Consider the following 20845-nt stretch of genomic DNA (forward strand, 5'->3'; position numbering starts at 1 on the left):
GGTACACAAGTGTTAATCAAGACTAGGATGTTGAAGTCTATCTCGTACTACTTCATGAAACTGATAAGTATGAAACAGAAGTTATTATCCTTGTATAAACAACCGTTCTCAAATGAAATAAGACGATTATATGTTAAGTGGAAGAGGGAGTTAAACACTATAAGGGATAAACAATCTCTTTGCTGTTTATGTCTCTGATGGTACACAAGTGTTAATCAAGACTAGGATGTTGAAGTCTATCTCGTACTACTTCATGAAACTGATAAGTATGAAACAGAAGTTATTATCCTTGTATAAACAACCGTTCTCAAATGAAATAAGACGATTATATGTTAAGTGGAAGAGGGAGTTAAACACTATAATAGATACTACCGTAAGGAAAGTTGTTGAGTTTCTGTATAACAAAGGTGTCTCATTAATCAAGGTTGGTTATCCAAAGAACATAAGTCAGAAAAAGGGTTAACTTTCTAGTTGTTAACGTCTGGTCTTATAAACAAGTTATGGACAAGTTGAGGGATGTTGCTGAAGAACACGGAATAACTGTTAAGTTTGTTAACGAGGCATACACTTCAACTACTTGTCCCATCCACGGCAATGGATGCGGGAAAAGAGTTTCAAGGGGTTTGTTTAAGTGTATAACGTCTAACAAAGTATATAACGCAGACCTAGTTGGTGCGTTTAATATATCCATAATCCCGAGTCCCAATGATGGTGGTGTTGAGGGCTCCTCCACCAGAGGGATAGGGATAAGTTGGGGTAAGACCACCCCACTGGTCTATACGTGGACGAGAGGATCGGGGCTGGTAGTACCAGCTAGATATGATTCTATGAGGGTGAAACGTATGGACCAAAACCTATGAACCGCTCTGAGAGGAACCCTCGCTCTTTAGAGCGGGGAGGAGGTCAGTTAAGTAATTTAGTGTTTTTAAATGATATAAATAGATGATTGTTCCTCTCTTTTACAATATTCAAATGATTTCTATTTTATAGAAATTAAGATCTATGAAGTAGATTTTTGATCGATTTCTACCTTAATTTCACATGAGTTAAGAGGCGGGGTTCCGCTTAGTTTTCCTTTTCTTGGGCCTTCGAGACAATTTATTGGTTTTCCATCTAAGTCAAACAAATGACTTTTATACATGAAATATACTCCTTCAGGAATTCTTTCATCCTTAACAAAATGTACTCTGACTTTTCCGAACTCATTGTACATGTATCCTACGCCTTCAAATCTTGAATTAAAGACCTTCGCTTCACCTTTATATATCTCTCTAAATTGCGAATTGGTAAAATTAGGATGTGAAGAAAAAATAAGCACATTCTCACATCTCTCTAACTTTTGTGGAAGGGGTAAAACTTTAACCTTATTACCTTCTATCTTCCTGTCTAGCTTGATTATCTTGTCTTTTTTTAGTCTCTCGCTATCAATTCCAGTTGATTTAGATATTGCATTCCATTCATCTTCCCATATAACTTCGTCCGATATTTTTAATCTTTTAGCTATTTCTCTCATAAGTTCAATTTCTGTTAATCCTTTCTTTTTCCGAATGGGCGAATTATAAACTAAATAGTTGTGCCAATAACTATATACAACATCCTCTTTCTCAAGAAATGTTGCTGCAGGCAGTTGAACTTCAGATATTTTCGTGGTCTCATTAACGAAGGGATCATGGGTAATTACTTTTAGTCTGCCTTCATTTACAGCATCAATAATTCTATCAGAACCAGGTAAGGAATGAATTGGGTTTGAGTTCCAGACGTAAAGTAAGTCAATTTTCCCTTTTTCGATCTCATAGGCCAACTCAGACATTCCAACTACTCTTGATGGACGGTAAGCGTGCAAACCCCTAAGGTAGTTGAAATCTATTCCAAGGCCTTGACTATTAGCATAAAAGAACCATCTCCTTAATCCTAGAAGTGCCGGTATTAGGGAAATTAACCCAACAGCATGGCCACCATTGATGGTTCTACCTAACGCGAAACCTATTATTGTCAAAGGTTTCATGTCTTGATATATTTTTGCTAGTTCCTTGATCTTATTATATGCTAGACCTGTTTCAATAGCAATTTCATCATCTGAGAAAGAGTTAACGTATTTTTGAAGGGTTATTGGATCGTCTAGAAGAGAATTTTCCATGTTATATTTCATAATTTCCTTGATAACTCCTATTGCTAAGTAAGGATCAGAAGAAGGTTTTATGATAAAGGAAACATCGCTTCTTTTAACTGCTTCACTCTCTCTAATGTCGATTGCAATTTTGAACTTATCTTTTATTAATTTCCATCCATGGATGAAGCTAAATGGTGTCTCCGATCCCCACATTACAAACGAATTAGCCTTCAAAAAATCTTCTGGAGATGAACCTAGAGATGAACCATAATGGGCTTTTATACCTTCATGACCTTCTGTACTACAGATTGAGTAATCGGTTGAAATTGTTCCAAGTAAGTTCCAAAGTCTTGCTGGAAAATACCACGTTAAGAGACCTTGATTTCCATCATACTCTATATGGGCTATTCTTTTCTTATCCGTTGCTGAAATAAGCCGTGACACGTAATCTAACGCATAGCCCCAGTCAACTTCTTTTCCTTCGACTACAGGATGAACTAATCTGTTTATTTCATTCCTCTTAAGATCCGCCATTCCCCTTGAGCACGTAAATCCATTTGTTGGGAAAATAGACATGGGTCTATATTCATCGTCAAAAATACACGTATCATAGCAGTCTCTTGTACACGCTATTACCATAAAGTACATACTACATAAAGATAATAAATTATAAGATCTTTGACCTATGCAAATGAAAAGTGTTAGTTCTTTCTCATAGTTTTCCTTTGTATCCTTGGTAATAGTGCCAGATTTAGTGGGTGTTCTATAATATCTGATAGACAATTAGAAGGTATACTTCTGGTTATCTCTTCGTTTTTATCTACACCGATATTTTTGGAAGTCTGTTTGATCTTTTATTGGTAGCAGAAATATTAGCTTTGACTGGCAAGTAGTTTTAGTACTTACTTAAATTATTTCCAAATAATAATCCTTTATATTAATTTTTTTCTAGAAATTTTTAAAGAAATTAAAAGTTAATCTAAACCTATTCTTATATAACAATACTCTCTTTTCGGTCACAATATTGGTTCTCTGATATATATTTGGCCTTATTCTTACTAATCTCAAAATTTTGAGCTTAGAGTTATAGTTATTAAGCTCATTTTAAATAAAAGACGAAAAGTTTTCATATAAAATAACATCTTGATTCGTATAAGGGAGTTCCCTTAGATTTTCCCTTATATCAGTCAATAATGGATCATTGGATAGTATAGTGGCTAGCTCACAGTAAACTACTATGGTAAGTAGGGGCAAAAAATTAGTAATACTAGAAATTTATCTTTTTCTAAGAGCAAAGAATAATGTAACTATTACGACTATACTGATGATAAGCTCAATAATGATCACATATGAAGAGTTTTGAGGTTCAGGAAGCGATAGAGAGACAATGACGAGCATTGATGCTGACCATGTAAGTGGTGAGGTCGTAGGAAGAGGAACGCCAAGCTTAGGGTCTATAGCCTCTGGTAGTAAACCCTGTTGTGAATGATTATAAGTCCAATAAAGGAGGAGATTTACTGATCTAACATAATTTCCTTCCCGAGCATAATAAAGTGCTTTAAAAAGAGCAGTTATTATCCATGGAGGATCTGGTCCAGTACTATTATATAAATATTCAGAAAAGTGATAGTCATCTCCGGGAAACCTAGCTAATCCTCCTTAAATAGTAAGCATTGAACTTACGTTCTGAACATCCTCTTTAATGTACTTTATTTTAGATAAATGTCTTTAACTCCCTTAATTATTTTAAAAAATAAAGAGATTATACTTAAAAAATAGGAACTAACATTACGTTAACTATAAATTTGTTATTAAAGATATTACGAATTCTCATTACTATTTTTCTTTATTTTAATTATGAAGATGCATAATTAAGCACACCTAAAAATATATAAACCCACAAAACAGATAATCTATAATGGAAAAAGAAAAACTAGCAATAAGAAGAGCATCTAGGGACGATTGGAAAGGGATATATGATCTTTATTCATCTTTGAGTGAAGAAGATCTCTATCTAAGGTTCTTCCATTTTTATAGGCTTACTATTGAAGATGCGATAAAGTTAAGTTCAGATGATGAACATGTGACTTTACTTGCAGAGATAGATGAAAAGATAATTGGAGAGGCGACTCTAGAGAAAGATGGAGAAATTTCCCTTGTTGTCAAACCTGAATATAGAAAACTTGGAATAGGCACTATTTTAGTCTCAAAGTTAATAGAAGAAGGTAGAAGAATGGGGCTAAAAAAGTTAAAATTTTTTACTCTCCCGGAAAACGTTCCTATGATAAAGCTAGGTAAAAGATTAGGCTTTATGATAAGGGAAGATGAAGACGAGATTTATGGAGAGCTATCCTTAAATGAGGCAGCAGTAGTCCCGGCTAAATAAGCTCTTTCCACATATTTTCCTGGATTCATTATGTCCTTTGGATCAAACAACCTTTTTATTCCCATCATTAAATCAAGAACGAGAGGACCATTACTCTTAAAGAGTTGAACTCTCATCATCTCTGCTTTCTGTACTCCTATTCCATGCTCACCTGAAACAGAACCGCCTAAATCGATTGAAATCTTAGCTACTTCTTTAAAGAGTTTCTCTACTTCGTCTTTATTTTTTCCTAGAATATTAGGATGGAGATTTCCGTCTCCTATGTGGGAAATTATGTAAAATTTAGTCCCATATTTTTTTCCAAGTTCATTTAGCCTTTCTATTGCTTCTGGAAGTTTAGATACTGGTACTACAATGTCTTCGGCATAAAAATAACCTGAGTTCTCCGTCTTTACTGCTATCGCAGCCTGAGCCCTAAGCGAATAAATCCTTTCCGCCTCTTCACCTTCAAGGACTTTATATTCTCCCTTCTCTTTAACTATGGATATAACGTCTTGAAGCTGATCGTCCTCAATTGAAATCATTAGCATACCTCCATCTGTCTCCTTGAGTTGAGCGTTCAAGTTCTTATTCATTGATTTAACAACGTCAGCGTCTAGATACTCTGAGAATTCAGGAAGGATCTTAGCCTTTCTTAGTTCGATTATAGCTTCTCCAGCTTTCTTTATGCTTTCTGGATAGGAGATTACTAGGAAAATCTTTTTCTTTGGCAAAGGAATCAACCTTAACCAAATCTCGGTTATAATTCCAAGAGTTCCCTCACTACCAACTAAAAGATGAATCAGATCATAACCAGCTCTATTTTTCCTTAATGGCTCTCCTAACTTGACAATATTTCCATTAGGCATGACAACCTTTAAGGCAAGAACCCACTCTCTAAATGGTCCGTATTTAACTCCTCTCATTCCACCTGAACCCTCTGATGTTGCACCTCCTACAGTACAAAGGAAAAAGCTTGCTGGATCTGGAGGAAAGAATAGACCCTTTGCCTCTACTGCCTCGTATAAATCAATGAGTTTTACTCCAGGTTGTACCCTAACGTACCAGTCCACGTCATTAATCTCAAGGATTTTATTCATCTTAGAAAGATCAATTACTATACAACCCTCACAGGATACAGCGCCAGTTAGGCTACTTCCTGATCCCCAAGGAACTATAGGAATAGAGTTTTCATATGCAAACTTTACAATTCTCTCAACTTCCTCTTCATCTTTTGGAAAGAACACTTCTATTGGAGAAACCTTAAAACCGGAAAAATCTTCCCTTTCCTCTATTTTATGTTCTATGTTTTCTAGGTCTTTTAAGTCCATATATAAATCTTAAAGGGTAATAAAATAAGGATTATTCAGAAACGAAAATTTTTCTACCATCCTTCATTTTTATCACTTTACATTTCTTTCCTGGAGTAATGTTATAATAAGAGATTTTACCATCTATTGTTGAACCGGCAATTATTACCCCTTTTTCCCTTAATTTCATTACTAGTTGACATACATCTTCTGGAGGTTCTACTTCTTCTATACTTTCAACGTCTTTTTTCTTTAGCCTTAGAGGTTCAAAACTTGGAAAATTTATTACTATTTCATCCTCAAGAACTTGAATGCTCATAAAATTTTCTTCTTTTCCATATATAAAAATCTTTTGAAATATGCAAAATCAAAGAGTTTTTCCTTTCATATCTCTTTTTTTACTATTCATAAAAATATCTTCCATGGACTTACAACAATTCTTGAGGTATATTGAACTTAGGATGGATGCGATCGCATCAACTTACTTTGGTCTAGTCCTAAATAGAGCGAAGGTGAACTACATTAATGACAATTGGAGCTCGCTCGTAAGATCATTGGAAAAGTCAAAGGAAATTTCTATAGAAGTTGAAATAGATCTGAACTTCTTCACGCCAGACGGAGAAGTTAAAGGCAAATATACAACAGAGATAGCTATCAAGGAGAATTTACCTCCAGAAGAAGGATTAAGCGATTATGTAGCTAGATTGGAAAAATTAATCGAGTTGCATAAAAAATTTTTACGTCGTACACAATATTCTAAATTTATTTAAGCTTTTCTTTTAATACAAAAGTTAAAGTATTACACTACAGTTTAATCCTTACTATGTGATGTTAGTATGATCAAAATAACAATAGGAGAGTTTATAAGCTCAAAAAGCAATATAATTTTTAGTGAGACTTTATGATATCAGCCTTCAAACAACAGAAAAAAGAAGAGGAGACAAAATTAGTTAATTTTTCAGAGTTACCAGATGAGTACTTAAAGGACGAATTTCCTGAAATTTGGAATAGTATAAGAAGAGAGAGAGTAAAAGTAGACTGTTACTATGGTATGTTCCCTTGTAGAAATTAAACATTTTCTTAGAACATTGATTATTTCTTGTTTATTTCCATAGGGGTTTGGGTTTTACGGACATTTAATGTCATGTTCATGAAACCCTTGGGCTTCACCACGTTCTGAGCCGAAGCTCATCATTACGATCCGCCCCATTAGCGGGATAACCCCGCCCACACCACCGAAGACCGGGTTGTGGGGAAACCCGCACATCCTTAATTCCTCCTTCTCCCTTTTTTTGTCCCTTCTTCGGGTCTACATTAACCCACATTTGGGAAGATATAATATTGATTTTAGAATATATATTAAGTATTTTGGTTTGAAGTGAAAATCATGAAATGTATATAAATGTCACGATCTAAGCTAAACTGCTGACAACGGCTTAACTGGGTGGAAGAACTCACACTCTTTAGGACAGATATAACCTATTTTAGAAAAATGTGAAGTTCTTTGACGGATACTAATACGATGACTATAGGTCTTTAGGGTTGACACTGATGAGTAAACATAAGTATGAAAGCAGAGGGATAATGAATGTTACTGTAGAACTAATACCCTCAAATCATAATTGTTAAGATATACTCATACGCTTTGAAGATCTGAAACTAAATATGAAATAGGTAATTCATTATTATAATCATGAAGAAATGTTTTTATATCCCATCTGTTATTCACTTACTGTCGATAAGTGAGACGGGGGATGGCGTCCCCCTGAGGGTTTTCCCTCAAACTGCCTAAACAATGAGGGCTGATGACGCCTATCTCTACAGAGATAGGTTGAGACCATGAATCCGTTAGTAGTCTTAATAATAGTTATACCATTAATAGGGAGTGCTTTCACAGAGATCAAGGAATGGTTATCTATTCCTTTTTCATTGATAGACTTAATTTTTTCGTTATTTTTATACTTAGATATTCCAATTGAAGGAGTATTCTATGTAACAAGGTTAACTTGGTATTTCGTTCTTATGGTAACTTCAATTTATTTTCTTTCTTCTCTTTTTTCCATCAGGTACTTGAAAGGTGAAAAGACAAAGATCTCAAAGAAGACATATTTTGTCCTTCTAAATTTTTTTGCTTCCTCAATGCTATTTGCCTTAGTTATAAATAATCTAGGTCTAATGTGGGTAGGAATCGAGACTACAACAATAACTACTATTCTTCTTGTCCTAACAGAAGGAACGGAGACTTCTATAGAAGCCTCTTGGAGGTATACAATAATTGTCTCAGCAGGAGTTACTTTTGCCTTCATTTCTGTAATTCTCGTATACTATTCAATTCATTCCTTAGCCGTTAATGTAGATCCTAAGCCATCTATAATTCTAGCATTAGCTAGTGGTATAGGACTTGTTGGGTTCGGAACAAAAGTTGGTGTCTTTCCAATGAACACGTGGTTACCGGACGCACATAGCGAATCTCCTTCTCCAGTTAGCGCTATGTTTTCTGGAGTACTTTTACCGGTAGCTCTTTATGTTTTATATAGACTTTATGAAATTTATCCTATTGAACCTCTCTTTACGTGGGCTGCGACTATATCAATTTTTGTAGCATCCCTCATGATGGCATCTCAAAAAAATATGAAGAGATTATTTGCTTATTCAACGATAGAAAACATGAACTTAGCCCTCCTAGGTTTTGCTTTAAATCAACCTTTAGGAGCAATAATTCTTCTGGTCGCTCACGCCTTTGGAAAATCATCAGCTTTCTACACAACTGGGGTTATATTTAAGGCCTCTGGTAGTAAGGAGATTAGGCCTTATGGACTTTGGAAGCTTAAATACACGGGTTTATCACTTCTGTTTTCATCGCTTACTGTTACTGGAGCTCCTCCACTAGCGACATTTGTAGGGGAGTTTCTAATCCTTTCGTCAGCCTTAAAGTACAGTCCTTTAATATTTTCCATCGTCATTTTCTCCTTAGCTGTGGCGTTTATTTCCATTAATTATCATGTAAGCAAAATGAGTTTTGAAGGTAATGAAAATTTAAAGGAAGATAAATTTATGGGAATAATATCTTTTGTAACATCATTAATTCCATTAATTATGGGAATAGCTCTCATATGGTGGTTACTATGAGAATGATAGGGCAATTAGGTGAATTTTGTCTCTATTCAGACAGAATAGAAAAAGGAATTTGCCCTGAAAGGGAAACGTTGAAGAAAGAAAACTATCGTTCCATCCAAGGATTTACTTTCGCTTATGGACCTTCAGCAGGAGGATTGTTAGAATCAGTAGGAATAGATTTGGACACATTTGGCGAATATATATCCGACGTTAAGGTAATTCCTTATAAAATAAGGAAAGTCAGGGTTAAGTCAATAATAGACAATTCTATTCTATATGTAGAGAGAATAAATGGTAGCTTTTCTGCGTCTCACACAATTTCCTTCATTACAGCTATTGAAGAAGGTTTAGGCATAGAACCTCCATATGAGGTAAAAATTGGTAGGATTGTTGAGATGGAGTTGGAAAGAATTAGAAATCATCTCATAGTAATGCAGAGGGTGGTAGAAGCTGCTGGATTTTCAGTCCCCTCTTTTCAACTTCTTTACTTAATCGAGAAAGTTAACAGGGTTATAGCAAAGTCATTTGGACACAGATATTTTTACGGTGTTAATGGTTTAGGATCCTTAAGGTTTTATGAGGAAATCAAAAGCCTAGAGGAGATAAAGAAAGAGTATAAAGAAATTTATCGGGGAATTATTGACAACAGGATATTCATTGATAGACTCCAGTCGAATGGAGTTATAGTTGATAAGGAAGGAATTGGACCAGTAGCTAGATCTGCATCTTTTAAAAATGATGCTAGAAATGATGGTAATTATGCAGAGATTTATAAGGAATTAGGTTTCTCAACTGTAACTTATGATGAAGGAGACGCATTTGGTAGGTTTATAGTAAGAGGAGAGGAAGTTGAGGAGAGTTTGAGAATTCTCTCCTCAATTAATCTTCATTCAGTAGAATATGAATCTAAAAAGAGAAATAATGAAGGAGAGGGAATTGGAAGGGTTGAAAGTCCTTCAGGAGATCTAGCCTATTACGTAAAAGTCAATGAAAATATTATAAAGGAAGTATATCTTTTTGCTCCATCAAGTTATAATATTTTGGCTTTTTCTTCTTCGATGGTAAAAAACATTTTTACAGATTTTCCTTTTAACTGGGAAAGTTTTGGTATATGGCTTTCAGAGGTAGGGGTGATCTTTGAATGAGTTGGTTTCTAAAAGGAATTAGAAAGGGGATTAAAACTGAGAAAGAAGTTAAGGAAATAGCACCTTGGGCAACGTCGTTGATAGGAAATGGGAAGTTTGATGACTGTCCTACTAAAGCATTAGATAACGGTTGGAACTCTGGAAAATGTATATTCTGCAGAAAATGCTATCCAAACTATTCTCCATCAGGAGACTATAGAATGGGTAGCGTAACCAGAAGAGTTCCACTGTTTAAGAGATCCTTTTACCTTTATCCTATTGATACTGGTAGTTGTGGTTCATGTAATGTTGAGCTTAAGCTAATATCTTCTCCGCAATACGATATGACTAGATTTGGAATATTCTTCACAAATACACCAAGACATGCAGATGCATTGGTAGTGATGGGAGTTTTAACTGACGGAATGGAGGATGCGTTTAGAAGGGCATTTGATGCAATGCCTAATCCAAAATTAGTTATTGCTTTAGGTTCATGCGCAATTTCCGGAGGTTTATTCGGAAAGGGAGTTAAGGCTGATGTTATAATCCCAGGATGTCCCCCTAGTCCTCCAACTATTATAGATGCAATATTAAGGGCAAGAGGCGAAAAATAATGATAATTGAATATCTTATTATATTCACATTAGTACTAGCTCTAATTTCTGTTAAGTGGAAAAGGATAGCTTACGCGTTGTTATCGCTAGACTCGTTGTTCTTTATTTGGTTTGGAATAAATCAGTTTTCTTTGTTAAATTACTTAGGTGTGTTTTCTATTGTAGGCGGTTTTGTATGGTTTTTCTCTTCGTTATTCTCAATTTTTTATGATCATGAGAAGTGGCTGGCTCCATCTTTCATAACATCTATTCTAGGGATGCAAATAGCCCTTATTTCTAGCACATATCTTCAATTTTTAGCTGGTTATGAGATAATGACTATTCCAGCTTACTTCGCTATAGGTGTAAACAGGCTAATGAAATCTCCAGCGTTTACTTTTATGGCTTTTGGGGAATTTAGTACTGTCTTAGTTCTAGTGGGGTTCTTAGATGCGTATTTGCAGACGGGTTCACTTTACTTCCAACATGTGTTTACCTATTTACCGTTAGTCTTGGTTTCCTTTGGTTTTATGATAAAGATGGGTATTTTTCCTTTCTTGGTTACAGAGTGGTTGCCGATAGCTCATGGAAGCGCGCCTTCGAATCTCTCTGCAATTCTTAGTGCATCCATGACATTAATAGCAGTGTATGGTTTAACTAGAATGGCGATTCTATCTCCTTCGGATATCTTCCTTGGTCTTCTACTTATGGCTATAGGCGCATTTTCTACTCTTTTTGGTTCCCTTTATTCTTATGTAAATGAACACGTAAAGGGTCTTCTTGCCTTTAGCACAGTTGAAAATGATGGTGCAATCTTGGCTTCAATCGGATTATATATTTCTTATCCTAACCATGTTCTCTCCTTATTTGCATTAGCTACTGTAACTCTTTTCGTTTCTGCTCATTCTCTAGCGAAGACAGGGCTCTTTCTATCAACAGGTTTGATTCAAGGTGAATCAATTAGTTCTTCAAACACACTTAAGGATACGTTTTCTGTTGTTGGAGTAGTACTTCTAACCTCTTCAATGTCAGGTCTTTTGCCAACATTAGGAGGAGTAGCAACATGGGCGCTTCTCGAATCTCTTTTCATGGATGCTTTCGTTTTACATTCAGTGCTATCAATCATTCCAATTTTAGTCGGGACTATCATAGCAATGGGTGAAGGGTTTGCGACTGCTGCAATGATAAAATATGTTTCTTTTACTCAGATCTTTAAGACTTCCTATGGAAAGGATATTAGAAAATCTGCGATTGTTCTTACTGTAGGAGTTCTCGTTTTGATCGCTGGATCTTTATCCATTTTTCTTTTCCCTTCCTTTATTTCAGGTACTAACTTAGGTGTTCCACCTGGATTTTTGTTATCTTCAAGGTTTTCGTCTTCTGCTTTTGGAGGAATAGCTCCATTCTTCATTCTGTTCTTAATACCTTTCTTTTCCCTCTTGTTAATCCTAGTTTTCGGAAAACCTAAAACTAGAACGGCCGAGGTCTGGAACAATGGAAGAGAAATCAAGGATAAGTATACTTCCTTTGCATACTCAAACAACATCAGGCTTATGTTAAGAAAACTACTTAGAACCAAAGTTCTAATTAATGGTGTAGAAATAGCAGAGGATATTTTTTGGATAGCAATGCTTAAGATTTCCAGGTCTTACATTAAGTTTTCCAAGCTAATTGCAACGGCATATATGAACAGCGACTTAAGGATTTACATGGTTTATATGATTATTGCGTTCATAGTCGTAGTTTTGTTAGTGGTGGTAATATGATCTCGCAGATCGTTGAGGCAATAGTTCAAGTTCTCGGTTCTTTCTTACTTGCCCCACTTTATGTTGGCATCCTTGATAAGCTAAAGGGTATGGTATCTTCAAGAAAGGCACAAAGCGTATTTCAACCATACTATGATATCTTTAAACTCTTAAGAAAGGAAACCATCTTACCAAATAGTTCGGGCTTGATTTTCCTTTATACTCCATACTTTGTTCTTGCTACTTATATACTCATTTCCTTTGTTATTCCAGTTGTTTATCCAGAACCAGTATTCTTTACACCTGTTGTTGACTTTTTAGGAGGAGCGCTTCTCTTCTCCTTAGCTGCGTTCCTGAAGACTATAGAGGCGATGGAGTCAAAGAGTAACCTGGTCGCCTTGGGGGTATCTAGAGTAATGTCTTTTAACTTTTTAGGAGAGGCAACGCTTATCACTGTCTTCTTTGCAGTAGCTCTTTCTACAGGAACAAATAACCCCTATGTTGAGTCCCATTTTGTTCTTAACCCTTCAAATTATCTTGCGCTAGATCATGTGTTGGCCTCAGTTTCATTTTTTATGCTTTGGCTGTTTGAAACGGGTAAGCTACCTGTAGAGAGCTCTGGTCTAAATGAGTTGGGAATGATTGATGACTCCTTAACCTACGAATATAGTGGAAAACCATTAGCTATACTAAAGTGGGGAAGTTATCTTAAGGCGTATCTACTAGGATCTGTCCTACTTAATGTATTTTTCCTCCCGTGGGGATTGTTTACAGGAGTTTTAGGTTCAATAATTGACGTGGGAGTTATGTTCCTAAAGTGGCTTCTCTTAATATCAATAGTTCTAATATTGGAGACTTCCTTGGCAAAATTTAGACTCTTTAAGGTACAGGACTTTTTAGCTGTAGCCTTAGTATTGTCAGTTATTTCCCTGTTCTTTTCGGTGGTAGGTTATGTCTGAAATACTAGACTTAATGTATATTCTTGTAATAGTTTTAGCTTTTTATGTACAAGGACAAGCTTATTACAGACCGTTAGTTAAGGCGTTTGGAGTTCAATCTACGATCATAGCTGTTATATCCTTTTACTTCTTCTTAACTACAGGAATTATTGATTACATCATCCTAGGTATAATATTAATAGCAATAAGAGGAGTGGTAACGCCCTTGGTTCTACTAAAAGTATTGGGAGGAAAGTATGGAGAACGAGAAAAAATTAGTGGCGTCGCGTCCCTCCTTATTGTGGATATGGCTTTCTTTTTCGTTGCAGTATTAGTCATCTTTATTGTGGCGATAACAAAAATATTTCCTAATGACCTAGATCTTCTTTTTTCTTTTTCGCTTTTCTTTCAAGGACTTTTCCTAATAGCGTCAAGAAGATCGACTCCCTCACAAATTCTGGGTTATTTAGAAGAGGAAAACGCTATAGTACTTTTAGGTATTTCCTTAATTCCTATTCCCTTGCTTATTGAGGTAAGCATATTTTTAGACGTGCTAGGACTTGTTGTGATCTCTTCAGTCATTATTCTTGAGAAGAAGGAGCATCTTCCAATAGATGAACTCAAGGGATAATAAAAACAATTTTTAATTAAATTTAAAATTTTATTATGTATAATATAAAAAGATAAAGCAGATCTTTTTACGTTTTGATGGAATTTTTCCTCTCAAGTAAAAAAGATATTTTTTCCACTAACCTGTTAATTTCACTTGGAGGAGGAACGTTCATGAATCCTTTGAAGAGAATGTCCTTATTAAAAGGGATCTTAACTATTTTATCCTCAGGCCATCCTTCCACTTTTACGTCTTCCCTAACCATGTTTATTACTAGTGCTGGTGATGTGATGTATGGATTAGGCACAATCCTGTTTACTACCTCTGGAAAGTAATTTAGACTACTGAGAGTTATCTGCAAAGATAAACCAGGAGTTGTTACCGGTATTCCACTACAGTTAAATTCTCCAAGTATGTCCCAATATGCTCGCATTTCAAGGTTACAAATGTCATCGTTAAATGTGGGAGGGTTATCAGTTACTACTACATCTACATCTCTTAACGCTTCCCTATAATATTTAGAAATTTCTCTAGGCGTAGGAATTCTAGAAGGTTGAAAATTGGATAACGAGAGAATTCTTAAATTCCCCCTTTCAGTCATAAAGTCACCTTCAACACCTTCTGCAACGTAATTAACTAGTCCATTCCGAAGACCAAAAGATCTACTTATAGTGCTATTGTAATCTCTATCTACTATAAGGACTTTATATGATTTAGATAGTTCACTAGATAGATAATATGCTATAGTGGACTTCCCTACTCCTCCCTTAACACCTATTACTGAAAATCTTAACATATTTTCTAGTAAGTATCTATTTGTTAATATAGATTAAAAATCTTACCCAATTAAGAGTTATTTACAATTTATTTAAATGTATTTTTTACATTCTAAATTATAAAAATATATATTTTTCATATTAGGATAAAAATTAATAAATTAACTAGAGAGTATATTAACGCTAACTCGGATTTTAATTTTACGTTTCATCATAAGCGCAAGTTTAAAAGCGAAAAGCTTAGATCTTTTAACTAAATATCATCCATTAAAATAGTTTATATACTTTAAGGGATTATCCGCGATCATGTTATCTTCTAGGTTCCCTTAACTCATCAAGAAAGCTTTTAAAAATAACGTAACATAAAAATAAGAATAGTTCGTTCACCTTTGTACGTCATAGCTTTAATAACAGGATATGGAATCTATAACTTAACCAAACATCTGTGTCGCTTCTTTAAATACAAGAGCAGATGGCTTTTCCTTCATATCAAAATCATAAACGCCAAACTTTAAATCATAACCAAAGTTCCATTCGAAGTTATCTATTAATGACCAATGAAGGTATCCTTCAACTTTAGCGTTGGATTTAGTTATCCACTCTAAATGCTCAAGGATAAACTTAGGTCTTAAGGAATCTGAAGAGTCAGCAACACCGTTTTCAGTTATGTATATAGGTTTTCCTAATTTTGATGCATCTTCTATAACTTCCTTTATTCCTCTCGGATAAATTTCCCATCCATAATCTGATACTGGATATCCATCTAAAGATCTATTCCCTTGACATAGAAAGCCATATCCTTTAATAGGTCGCATATCCTCAAATTTTAACCTTGAGTAATAGTTAACGCCTATCCAATCAATGTTTACTTTGCTGAGAAATTTCCATATCATGATATCTTTCAATCTCTCATCGCCTTCTATAGCTGGAAAATTGTAAACTATTCCTGTTTTAGTTCCCCTTTTTCGAAATTCATCATAAATTTGATTATGTGCATCTATTACGTTTTGAGTAACTTTCTCAGATACACTTTGATTACTTATACCAGGAGGAAATATTCCAGAAAGATAACCAAAGTTTATCATAGCGTTAGGCTCGTTAAATGTACACCAAAAGTCGACGTATTCCGACAACTCATCAAAGGAAATAAGGGAAAACTCCTTAAATTCCTTAATTGTATCTTTAGAGTACCATCCTAGACTACCTTGTCCTAAGAAGCTTTCTCTAGCTGTTATTGGATCGTGAATCCATAGAGGGAGAACAAAGTGATTCAAACAGAGGAAAACAGTGAAACCCTTATCCTTTAAATCCTTTAGAATTTTCCTATACGTCAGGAGAGCCTCTCTAGATATTTTTCCGTGAACTGGCATAATCCTTTCCCAACTCAAACTAGTCCTCCAGGCATTAGCGTTAATTTTTCTAGCTAAGTCGTGGATTTTATCATAATTTTTAAGATAAAAATTCTTTATAGGTAAACCACTTACTTTTCCAAGAATTACGTTTGTAGGATCTGAAAGCCATTTCCCCCAATCGCTATTAGGGTTAAATTCCTCATATTGAAATGCAGAGGCGGAAAAACCGTATAGCATAAAATGATCTAAGGCACTGATTATTTACATTTATCTAGAAACCGTTATTTCCTTTAGACTCACTAAAAAATTTTAAAATAAATGAATTCTATCTAACGGAGCAAAGGATTAAATGGATAACTATCTCGACTTCTATAAATGCTGGGATCATAGGAAAGTGTTGCAAAATTATGATAAATCGTTAGATTAAGGTATAATTAACGTCATTTACTAAGACTTTAACAACATCTGACGACATGATGGAACATAGTAAAATAACTAATTTTGAAGGAATTATAAAAAATTTTCTGAAGAATAAAAATTTTAATGGAAAGAGCATATAAGTAAATTTTTATTGCTATAGGTTCTGAATGTTATGTATTAAACTGATAGCGTCTAGCATTAAAGAGGGAATTTTACCTCATGTCAGGAATTTAATATTTTTCTTTCTATGAAGATCTTATTCAGAACTAATTTTAGGTTAAATGTAACTCGCCTAGTCTTATATTTTTGGAGAAAAAGAAATTTGACTATACCATTTTAAAGTTTAATACTAAGACTAAGCTATGAAAATACTATAAATGAAGTTTGAGAGATCTAACTATGAAAGTTACTGTCTTCAAGGCATTACAGATGATTGGTTTTGAGAAGGTGAGACAAAGAACATTAGTAAGAGATGATATTACAATAGTTTTATCTGTAGGATTTGAAAAAAAGTGGATAGTTAGCTCTCCTGAATGGAGACAAACGTTTTATAGTACGAGGCAACTACTTCATGGGCTCTACACTAAAGGTATTATTTGCAGAGACGAACTAGAGATTATAGGTGAGGTATTACAAGAAGCTAAAGAAGAACTTGAATATATAGATGCAGGAGAGCAAGCCAAATATTTAGAACAAATAAAAAATAAGTTTAGAAATGAAGTAATTTTACCATATATAAGGAAAAGATATGGAAATTCTTGCCCAATTTGTGGAAAAACATTTAGCACACCTCTTCAACTTTATAGACATATAAGGTCTTCAGAACATGATTGGGACGAAATCATCATGGAAATGATCGAAAATAGTTAGAAGGATTTTAATGCGATTATAAAAATGTAGCCCTATTTATCCAATTATGAGGCTGTCTGTTCAAGGAATTAAAGGGGGTACTGGAAAGTCTACAATTTCTCTCCTCTTGGCTAGTAAGCTTGCTCAGAACGAACTAAAGGTTCTAGTAATAGACGCTGATAGGTTATCTTATTTATCTAATTTAGCTAAAATAAAAGGAAATGGTATATTAGTTGATGAAGATTCACGTGAAAATATTTACGACATGCCTATAGGGGCAGGAAATATAACTTTGATCAAGCTTGGATCAGCAGATAAAGGTAATTGGAACGCCTATAAAAAGTTCCTATCGGAAAACCAGTTTGATCATTATATAGTAGATTCCTCCGGTCTAATCAGAGATAAATTAGAAGAAGAAGCCAAAGCATTTCATTCCGTTGTCAAAGAGAAGGAAACTAAAGTATACGTTAGTACTCCAGGTAGTTTAAATAACATTAATTTCTCTATAGGTAGAATAGAAAAACCCTCTTGGTTAATAATCAATATGGTCCCTCTAGGATATACTACTAATTCAATAGATAAATTAAATTTTGAGCGTATTCTTACAATACCGTTTATAGAAGAACTAATTTCCTTCCAAGGGAGCATTAGCGATATATTAAAACTGACAAGACCATATTATGACATAATTAAACTATAATTTTTTGTTGCGTTCTAATGTAGTGTTATCAAAAGCCCCTCTTATTTGAAGAAAGCTAAGGAGAGAGTCTCTAGAAGAGAGAAAGTAGAAAAACAGTTTTTGAATATTTATGTCAACAAGATGTTAACCCTCGAGAACGCAATTTTCAATGGCGATTGGAACTCTGGAGAGACGTTAATGGTCAGTCCTTTTGCTAATAGGACACTTTTTAACGATAAGCCGGTCGGCGAACTCAAGAAAAATCCTTGAATATAAGGTTAAGCAACACGTGGTTTTCTCCAAGTTATCAACGAAAACAACACTTCGCGCGCTTGCTCTAAGTGCGGTCATCCCTTAAGGAAGCGCCTCTAGACATGCGTGTTTAAATGTCTAAGATGTGTTACGAAAATGATAGAGGCGTTAACGCTTCTAAGAACGTAAGGAAAAGAGGGATAGAGAAAGATCAAAAAGAAGAAAAAACAAACTCTGTTTCTTTTCTATCCCAACAACGAAATGTCATTTTATAAATAAGGAGAAAAAGACAGAAAATCCTTGAACACTTCCACAATCACCTTTCCACTTTAAATTCTGCTCCGTAGTGGATCCACCTATTATGCCTTGAAGGACGTAACTTAGTATGGTGAGGTAGTGAGATCGCTGCTCGTAACCTCATTCCGAGCGGAAGGCATCCCATTTCGATGAAGGAAGACGTCACACTAAATTAAAAGTATCTCGAAACTTTCATAAGCTTCATAACATAATAAAAAACATGGACTTCGAATTTTCGGAAGAGGAAAGGATATTTCAAGAAAACCTAAGGGAGTACCTACAAAAGACTCTAAGGCCTAAGATTAAACTAATCGATAATACTGGAATTCCTAGGGATTTTATAAGAGATTCCTCAAAATATGGTATTTGGGCTATGCCTGTGTCAGAGGAAGTCGGAGGACAAGGCGCCTCCTTTGTTATGACAGCTATAGCGTCTGAGGAAATAGGTAGGGCAGACTTCACTATGGCAACCGCTGTATTTTTCCTCTTGGAAAGCGGATGGGGATATATCTTGGACAAGTACGGGAATGAAGAGTTAAGGAAGGAAGTTCTACCTAATGTAACTTCAGGCAAATGGTTTCTAGGAATATCGTCTACCGAAGCTACTGGCGGAAGCGATATAGCTAACATAAGGACTTTAGCCACGAAGAGAGATAAAAAATATCTTATTAATGGACAAAAGATGTACGTAAGCGGAGTTATGGAAGCAAAGGAAATGGGAGGAGGACATCTAACCCTAGTGAAAACTAACCCTCAAGCTAAACATAAAGGAATATCAATGTTATATGTTCCGACAAATTCTCCTGGACTTAATGTCTCCAAGTTGGAGAATATGGGAAGAATGGGAATTTCCACTGGAATTATGACATATGACAATGTAGAAGTTCCAGAAAGATATTTAGTAGGAGAGGAGAACAATGGCTTCTACTACTCTATGGATGGATTTAATCACGCTAGAGTTTTAGTCGGTGCTGCATGCCTAGGATCATCTGAGGCAATATTAGACATGGGTTTAGATTATATTAAACAGAGAGAGGCCTTTGGAAGTAAATTAAAGGATTTTCAATCAATAGCCTTTGAAGCATCTGAACTTAAAACTAGATTGGAAATGGCTAGGTTGCTAGTTTATAAGACTGCCTGGATGCTAGATCATGAGGAAAAGTATAAAGACGATATTCCAACTTTTGCAGCAATGTCTAAATTAGTAGCGCCTCAAGTAGCATTTGACATTGTAAAGAGCGTGATGATGTGGATGGGAGCCTATGGTTACTCTAAGGATGCAATGATCGAAATGGCTTATAGAGGAATAATGTCTTACTTAGTAGGTGCTGAGGGAGCGCTAAACGTTATGAAATTAATAATATCAAAGAGGATCTTAATGTGACTTCTTCACCTCACTGAAAAGCTACATCTTCTACTTAGGGTAATTTAAGGTTAGGGAACACATGAACCTCATTGCGGACAAAGTAAAAAAGAGGTTAAATAAGCGTGGTAAAATCTAGTTTAATTCAGCATTATAAATATATTTTTCTGCGAAATAATCCATGAACATTAACTACATAGCAACACATAAATCATAGGTATAATCAAATTATTCTATGTTGGAACTTCAAAAGAATCTTGAGAATGATCCCGTTTTTTCATACTTAGGTGGGGAACTTCTTCTTTTAGAGAAAGGCTTGTCGAAAATAAGAATTCCATATAAACCAGAACTATGTAGGAGAGGAAATGTTCTAAATGGAGGCATGATAATGACAGCTATTGATTTCGCTGGAGGACTAGCTACGCTTTCCGTAAATGATGGCATTGATCAAGTAACGCAAGAGCTTAAGGTTAACTTTCTAGAACCAATGTACAAAGGTCCTTTTGAGGTCACGGCAAAGGTAATTAGAAAAGGGAGAACGGCAGTAGTAGTGGAGATAGATTTTGTTGACTCCGAGGGGAAATTGGGAGCCAAAGGTATAGGTACGTGGTATATAATAAGAGACAAGAAAGTGATGAAGGAATAGATATATACCTTTTTATTTTGGCTTTCTAAGTTTTGTATTATGCAGAAAGCTGATGAACTCATAAAAGAGGCTGATGAACTGCTCAAACAAGGGAAAGGAGATCAGGCGTTAGCGAAGGCTAATCAGGCTATTCTTTTAATGCTTCAAGAGAAAGTTGAAATTCCCCCAGCTCCAATTTTCCTTCTCCCTCGAGAAGAAGATCCTTCACTTGTCATTGGGTTAGTTAAGAGATTGCTAGAAGACTATAGAAAGGAAGCAAAGGAAAATAAAGAAAGAGAGAGAGGAAAAAAAGATTAAGT

Annotated in this window: 23 protein-coding genes and 1 riboswitch; of the genes, 18 read left to right on the forward strand and 5 right to left on the reverse strand. The window is 35.1% G+C overall.

The genetic code is table 11. From position 1 onward, the window contains the following. From CM19_RS13275 to CM19_RS12490, 3 genes are all read left to right on the forward strand, one after another. Positions 1-198, forward strand: a 198-nt coding sequence (locus CM19_RS13275) for a hypothetical protein (protein WP_235185606.1), incomplete at its 5' end; no start/stop codon positions are given. A 10-nt stretch (positions 199-208) separates the two neighbouring features. Further along, positions 209-463, forward strand: a complete 255-nt coding sequence (locus tag CM19_RS12485) for a transposase (RefSeq protein WP_150111363.1) — start codon at positions 209-211, stop codon at positions 461-463. 37 nt (positions 464-500) lie between these two features. Further along, positions 501-860 (forward strand): zinc ribbon domain-containing protein, encoded by a 360-nt coding sequence (locus tag CM19_RS12490; protein ID WP_052349431.1) that lies wholly within the window; start codon positions 501-503, stop codon positions 858-860. 140 nt (positions 861-1000) lie between these two features. On the opposite strand, the gene CM19_RS03155 is transcribed toward CM19_RS12490, so the two are convergent. Beyond that, complete coding sequence (locus tag CM19_RS03155) at positions 1001-2749, reverse strand: molybdopterin-dependent oxidoreductase (RefSeq protein ID WP_048099040.1); 1749 nt, start codon at positions 2747-2749, stop codon at positions 1001-1003. A 1279-nt stretch (positions 2750-4028) separates the two neighbouring features. On the opposite strand from CM19_RS03155, the gene CM19_RS03160 reads away from it, so the two are divergent. After that, entirely contained in the window at positions 4029-4496 is a 468-nt protein-coding gene (locus tag CM19_RS03160; RefSeq protein WP_048099006.1) for a GNAT family N-acetyltransferase, read from the forward strand. Here CM19_RS03160 and CM19_RS03165 read toward each other — a convergent pair. Continuing rightward, positions 4448-5806: an FAD-binding oxidoreductase gene (locus CM19_RS03165; protein ID WP_048099007.1), complete on the reverse strand. Its 1359-nt coding sequence runs from the start codon at positions 5804-5806 to the stop codon at positions 4448-4450. The genes CM19_RS03160 and CM19_RS03165 overlap by 49 nt on opposite strands. Before the next feature lie 31 nt (positions 5807-5837). Continuing rightward, a complete protein-coding gene (locus tag CM19_RS03170; RefSeq protein ID WP_048099008.1) occupies positions 5838-6104 on the reverse strand; it encodes a hypothetical protein in 267 nt (88 codons plus the stop codon). A gap of 103 nt (positions 6105-6207) precedes the next feature. On the opposite strand from CM19_RS03170, the gene CM19_RS03175 reads away from it, so the two are divergent. The 8 genes from CM19_RS03175 to CM19_RS03205 all read left to right on the forward strand — a co-directional run bounded on the left by CM19_RS03175 (position 6208) and on the right by CM19_RS03205 (position 13933). Continuing rightward, on the forward strand, positions 6208-6555 hold the full coding sequence (locus CM19_RS03175; protein ID WP_150111364.1) for a hypothetical protein: 348 nt from the start codon (positions 6208-6210) through the stop codon (positions 6553-6555). 131 nt (positions 6556-6686) lie between these two features. Continuing rightward, the gene (locus CM19_RS13190; protein WP_200869382.1) at positions 6687-6857 is read left to right on the forward strand and encodes a hypothetical protein; all 171 of its coding nucleotides are present in this window, start codon (positions 6687-6689) and stop codon (positions 6855-6857) included. A 669-nt stretch (positions 6858-7526) separates the two neighbouring features. Next, positions 7527-7607, forward strand: a riboswitch (Fluoride riboswitch). Between the two features lie 17 nt (positions 7608-7624). Further along, positions 7625-8914, forward strand: a complete 1290-nt coding sequence (locus tag CM19_RS03180) for a proton-conducting transporter transmembrane domain-containing protein (protein ID WP_048099010.1) — start codon at positions 7625-7627, stop codon at positions 8912-8914. Continuing rightward, on the forward strand, positions 8911-10047 hold the full coding sequence (locus CM19_RS03185; RefSeq protein WP_052349432.1) for an NADH-quinone oxidoreductase subunit D-related protein: 1137 nt from the start codon (positions 8911-8913) through the stop codon (positions 10045-10047). Before CM19_RS03180 ends, CM19_RS03185 begins: the two co-directional genes overlap by 4 nt. Continuing rightward, positions 10044-10640 carry an NADH-quinone oxidoreductase subunit B family protein gene (locus tag CM19_RS03190; protein WP_048099012.1) on the forward strand — a complete coding sequence of 199 codons (597 nt, stop codon included), beginning with the start codon at positions 10044-10046 and terminating at the stop codon, positions 10638-10640. Before CM19_RS03185 ends, CM19_RS03190 begins: the two co-directional genes overlap by 4 nt. Next, a complete protein-coding gene (locus tag CM19_RS03195; protein WP_048099013.1) occupies positions 10640-12385 on the forward strand; it encodes a proton-conducting transporter transmembrane domain-containing protein in 1746 nt (581 codons plus the stop codon). Before CM19_RS03190 ends, CM19_RS03195 begins: the two co-directional genes overlap by 1 nt. Further along, a complete protein-coding gene (locus CM19_RS03200; protein ID WP_048099014.1) occupies positions 12382-13323 on the forward strand; it encodes a respiratory chain complex I subunit 1 family protein in 942 nt (313 codons plus the stop codon). The genes CM19_RS03195 and CM19_RS03200 overlap by 4 nt, the downstream gene beginning before the upstream one ends. Beyond that, complete coding sequence (locus CM19_RS03205; protein WP_048099015.1) at positions 13316-13933, forward strand: hydrogenase; 618 nt, start codon at positions 13316-13318, stop codon at positions 13931-13933. The genes CM19_RS03200 and CM19_RS03205 overlap by 8 nt, the downstream gene beginning before the upstream one ends. Before the next feature lie 67 nt (positions 13934-14000). Here the strand turns inward: CM19_RS03205 and CM19_RS03210 are convergent, their stop codons facing one another. Both CM19_RS03210 and CM19_RS03215 read right to left on the reverse strand, forming a co-directional pair. Further along, a complete protein-coding gene (locus CM19_RS03210; RefSeq protein WP_048099016.1) occupies positions 14001-14708 on the reverse strand; it encodes a tyrosine-protein kinase family protein in 708 nt (235 codons plus the stop codon). A gap of 411 nt (positions 14709-15119) precedes the next feature. Then, on the reverse strand, positions 15120-16277 hold the full coding sequence (locus CM19_RS03215) for a family 1 glycosylhydrolase (protein WP_048099017.1): 1158 nt from the start codon (positions 16275-16277) through the stop codon (positions 15120-15122). 582 nt (positions 16278-16859) lie between these two features. Here CM19_RS03215 and CM19_RS03220 point away from each other — a divergent pair. From CM19_RS03220 to CM19_RS03245, 6 genes are all read left to right on the forward strand, one after another. Beyond that, positions 16860-17330, forward strand: a complete 471-nt coding sequence (locus CM19_RS03220) for a C2H2-type zinc finger protein (protein WP_150111365.1) — start codon at positions 16860-16862, stop codon at positions 17328-17330. Between the two features lie 46 nt (positions 17331-17376). Continuing rightward, positions 17377-18009: a nucleotide-binding protein gene (locus tag CM19_RS03225; RefSeq protein WP_048099019.1), complete on the forward strand. Its 633-nt coding sequence runs from the start codon at positions 17377-17379 to the stop codon at positions 18007-18009. Positions 18010-18054: 45 nt separating this feature from the next. Next, positions 18055-18258 (forward strand): hypothetical protein, encoded by a 204-nt coding sequence (locus CM19_RS03230; RefSeq protein ID WP_048099020.1) that lies wholly within the window; start codon positions 18055-18057, stop codon positions 18256-18258. 499 nt (positions 18259-18757) lie between these two features. Then, on the forward strand, positions 18758-19921 hold the full coding sequence (locus tag CM19_RS03235; RefSeq protein WP_048099021.1) for an acyl-CoA dehydrogenase family protein: 1164 nt from the start codon (positions 18758-18760) through the stop codon (positions 19919-19921). 214 nt (positions 19922-20135) lie between these two features. Continuing rightward, positions 20136-20546, forward strand: coding sequence for a PaaI family thioesterase (locus CM19_RS03240; protein WP_048099022.1), 411 nt, complete (start codon positions 20136-20138; stop codon positions 20544-20546). Positions 20547-20585: 39 nt separating this feature from the next. Next, a complete protein-coding gene (locus tag CM19_RS03245; RefSeq protein ID WP_048099023.1) occupies positions 20586-20843 on the forward strand; it encodes a hypothetical protein in 258 nt (85 codons plus the stop codon). Positions 20844-20845: the final 2 nt, after the last annotated feature.

The organism is Candidatus Acidianus copahuensis, from assembly GCF_000632495.1.
In the GTDB taxonomy this organism is placed as follows: Archaea; Thermoproteota; Thermoprotei_A; order Sulfolobales; family Sulfolobaceae; genus Acidianus; species Acidianus copahuensis.

What these genes read in the sequence shown, in the direction of transcription:
- CM19_RS12490 (WP_052349431.1), top strand. Translation starts at nt 501, where the DNA reads ATGGACAAGTTGAGGGATGTTGCTGAAGAACACGGAATAACTGTTAAG.
- CM19_RS03155 (WP_048099040.1), bottom strand. Translation starts at nt 2,749, where the DNA reads ATGGTAATAGCGTGTACAAGAGACTGCTATGATACGTGTATTTTTGAC.
- CM19_RS03160 (WP_048099006.1), top strand. Translation starts at nt 4,029, where the DNA reads ATGGAAAAAGAAAAACTAGCAATAAGAAGAGCATCTAGGGACGATTGG.
- CM19_RS03165 (WP_048099007.1), bottom strand. Translation starts at nt 5,806, where the DNA reads ATGGACTTAAAAGACCTAGAAAACATAGAACATAAAATAGAGGAAAGG.
- CM19_RS03170 (WP_048099008.1), bottom strand. Translation starts at nt 6,104, where the DNA reads ATGAGCATTCAAGTTCTTGAGGATGAAATAGTAATAAATTTTCCAAGT.
- CM19_RS03175 (WP_150111364.1), top strand. Translation starts at nt 6,208, where the DNA reads ATGGACTTACAACAATTCTTGAGGTATATTGAACTTAGGATGGATGCG.
- CM19_RS13190 (WP_200869382.1), top strand. Translation starts at nt 6,687, where the DNA reads ATGATATCAGCCTTCAAACAACAGAAAAAAGAAGAGGAGACAAAATTA.
- CM19_RS03180 (WP_048099010.1), top strand. Translation starts at nt 7,625, where the DNA reads ATGAATCCGTTAGTAGTCTTAATAATAGTTATACCATTAATAGGGAGT.
- CM19_RS03185 (WP_052349432.1), top strand. Translation starts at nt 8,911, where the DNA reads ATGAGAATGATAGGGCAATTAGGTGAATTTTGTCTCTATTCAGACAGA.
- CM19_RS03190 (WP_048099012.1), top strand. Translation starts at nt 10,044, where the DNA reads ATGAGTTGGTTTCTAAAAGGAATTAGAAAGGGGATTAAAACTGAGAAA.
- CM19_RS03195 (WP_048099013.1), top strand. Translation starts at nt 10,640, where the DNA reads ATGATAATTGAATATCTTATTATATTCACATTAGTACTAGCTCTAATT.
- CM19_RS03200 (WP_048099014.1), top strand. Translation starts at nt 12,382, where the DNA reads ATGATCTCGCAGATCGTTGAGGCAATAGTTCAAGTTCTCGGTTCTTTC.
- CM19_RS03205 (WP_048099015.1), top strand. Translation starts at nt 13,316, where the DNA reads ATGTCTGAAATACTAGACTTAATGTATATTCTTGTAATAGTTTTAGCT.
- CM19_RS03210 (WP_048099016.1), bottom strand. Translation starts at nt 14,708, where the DNA reads ATGTTAAGATTTTCAGTAATAGGTGTTAAGGGAGGAGTAGGGAAGTCC.
- CM19_RS03215 (WP_048099017.1), bottom strand. Translation starts at nt 16,277, where the DNA reads ATGCTATACGGTTTTTCCGCCTCTGCATTTCAATATGAGGAATTTAAC.
- CM19_RS03220 (WP_150111365.1), top strand. Translation starts at nt 16,860, where the DNA reads ATGAAAGTTACTGTCTTCAAGGCATTACAGATGATTGGTTTTGAGAAG.
- CM19_RS03225 (WP_048099019.1), top strand. Translation starts at nt 17,377, where the DNA reads ATGAGGCTGTCTGTTCAAGGAATTAAAGGGGGTACTGGAAAGTCTACA.
- CM19_RS03235 (WP_048099021.1), top strand. Translation starts at nt 18,758, where the DNA reads ATGGACTTCGAATTTTCGGAAGAGGAAAGGATATTTCAAGAAAACCTA.
- CM19_RS03240 (WP_048099022.1), top strand. Translation starts at nt 20,136, where the DNA reads ATGTTGGAACTTCAAAAGAATCTTGAGAATGATCCCGTTTTTTCATAC.
- CM19_RS03245 (WP_048099023.1), top strand. Translation starts at nt 20,586, where the DNA reads ATGCAGAAAGCTGATGAACTCATAAAAGAGGCTGATGAACTGCTCAAA.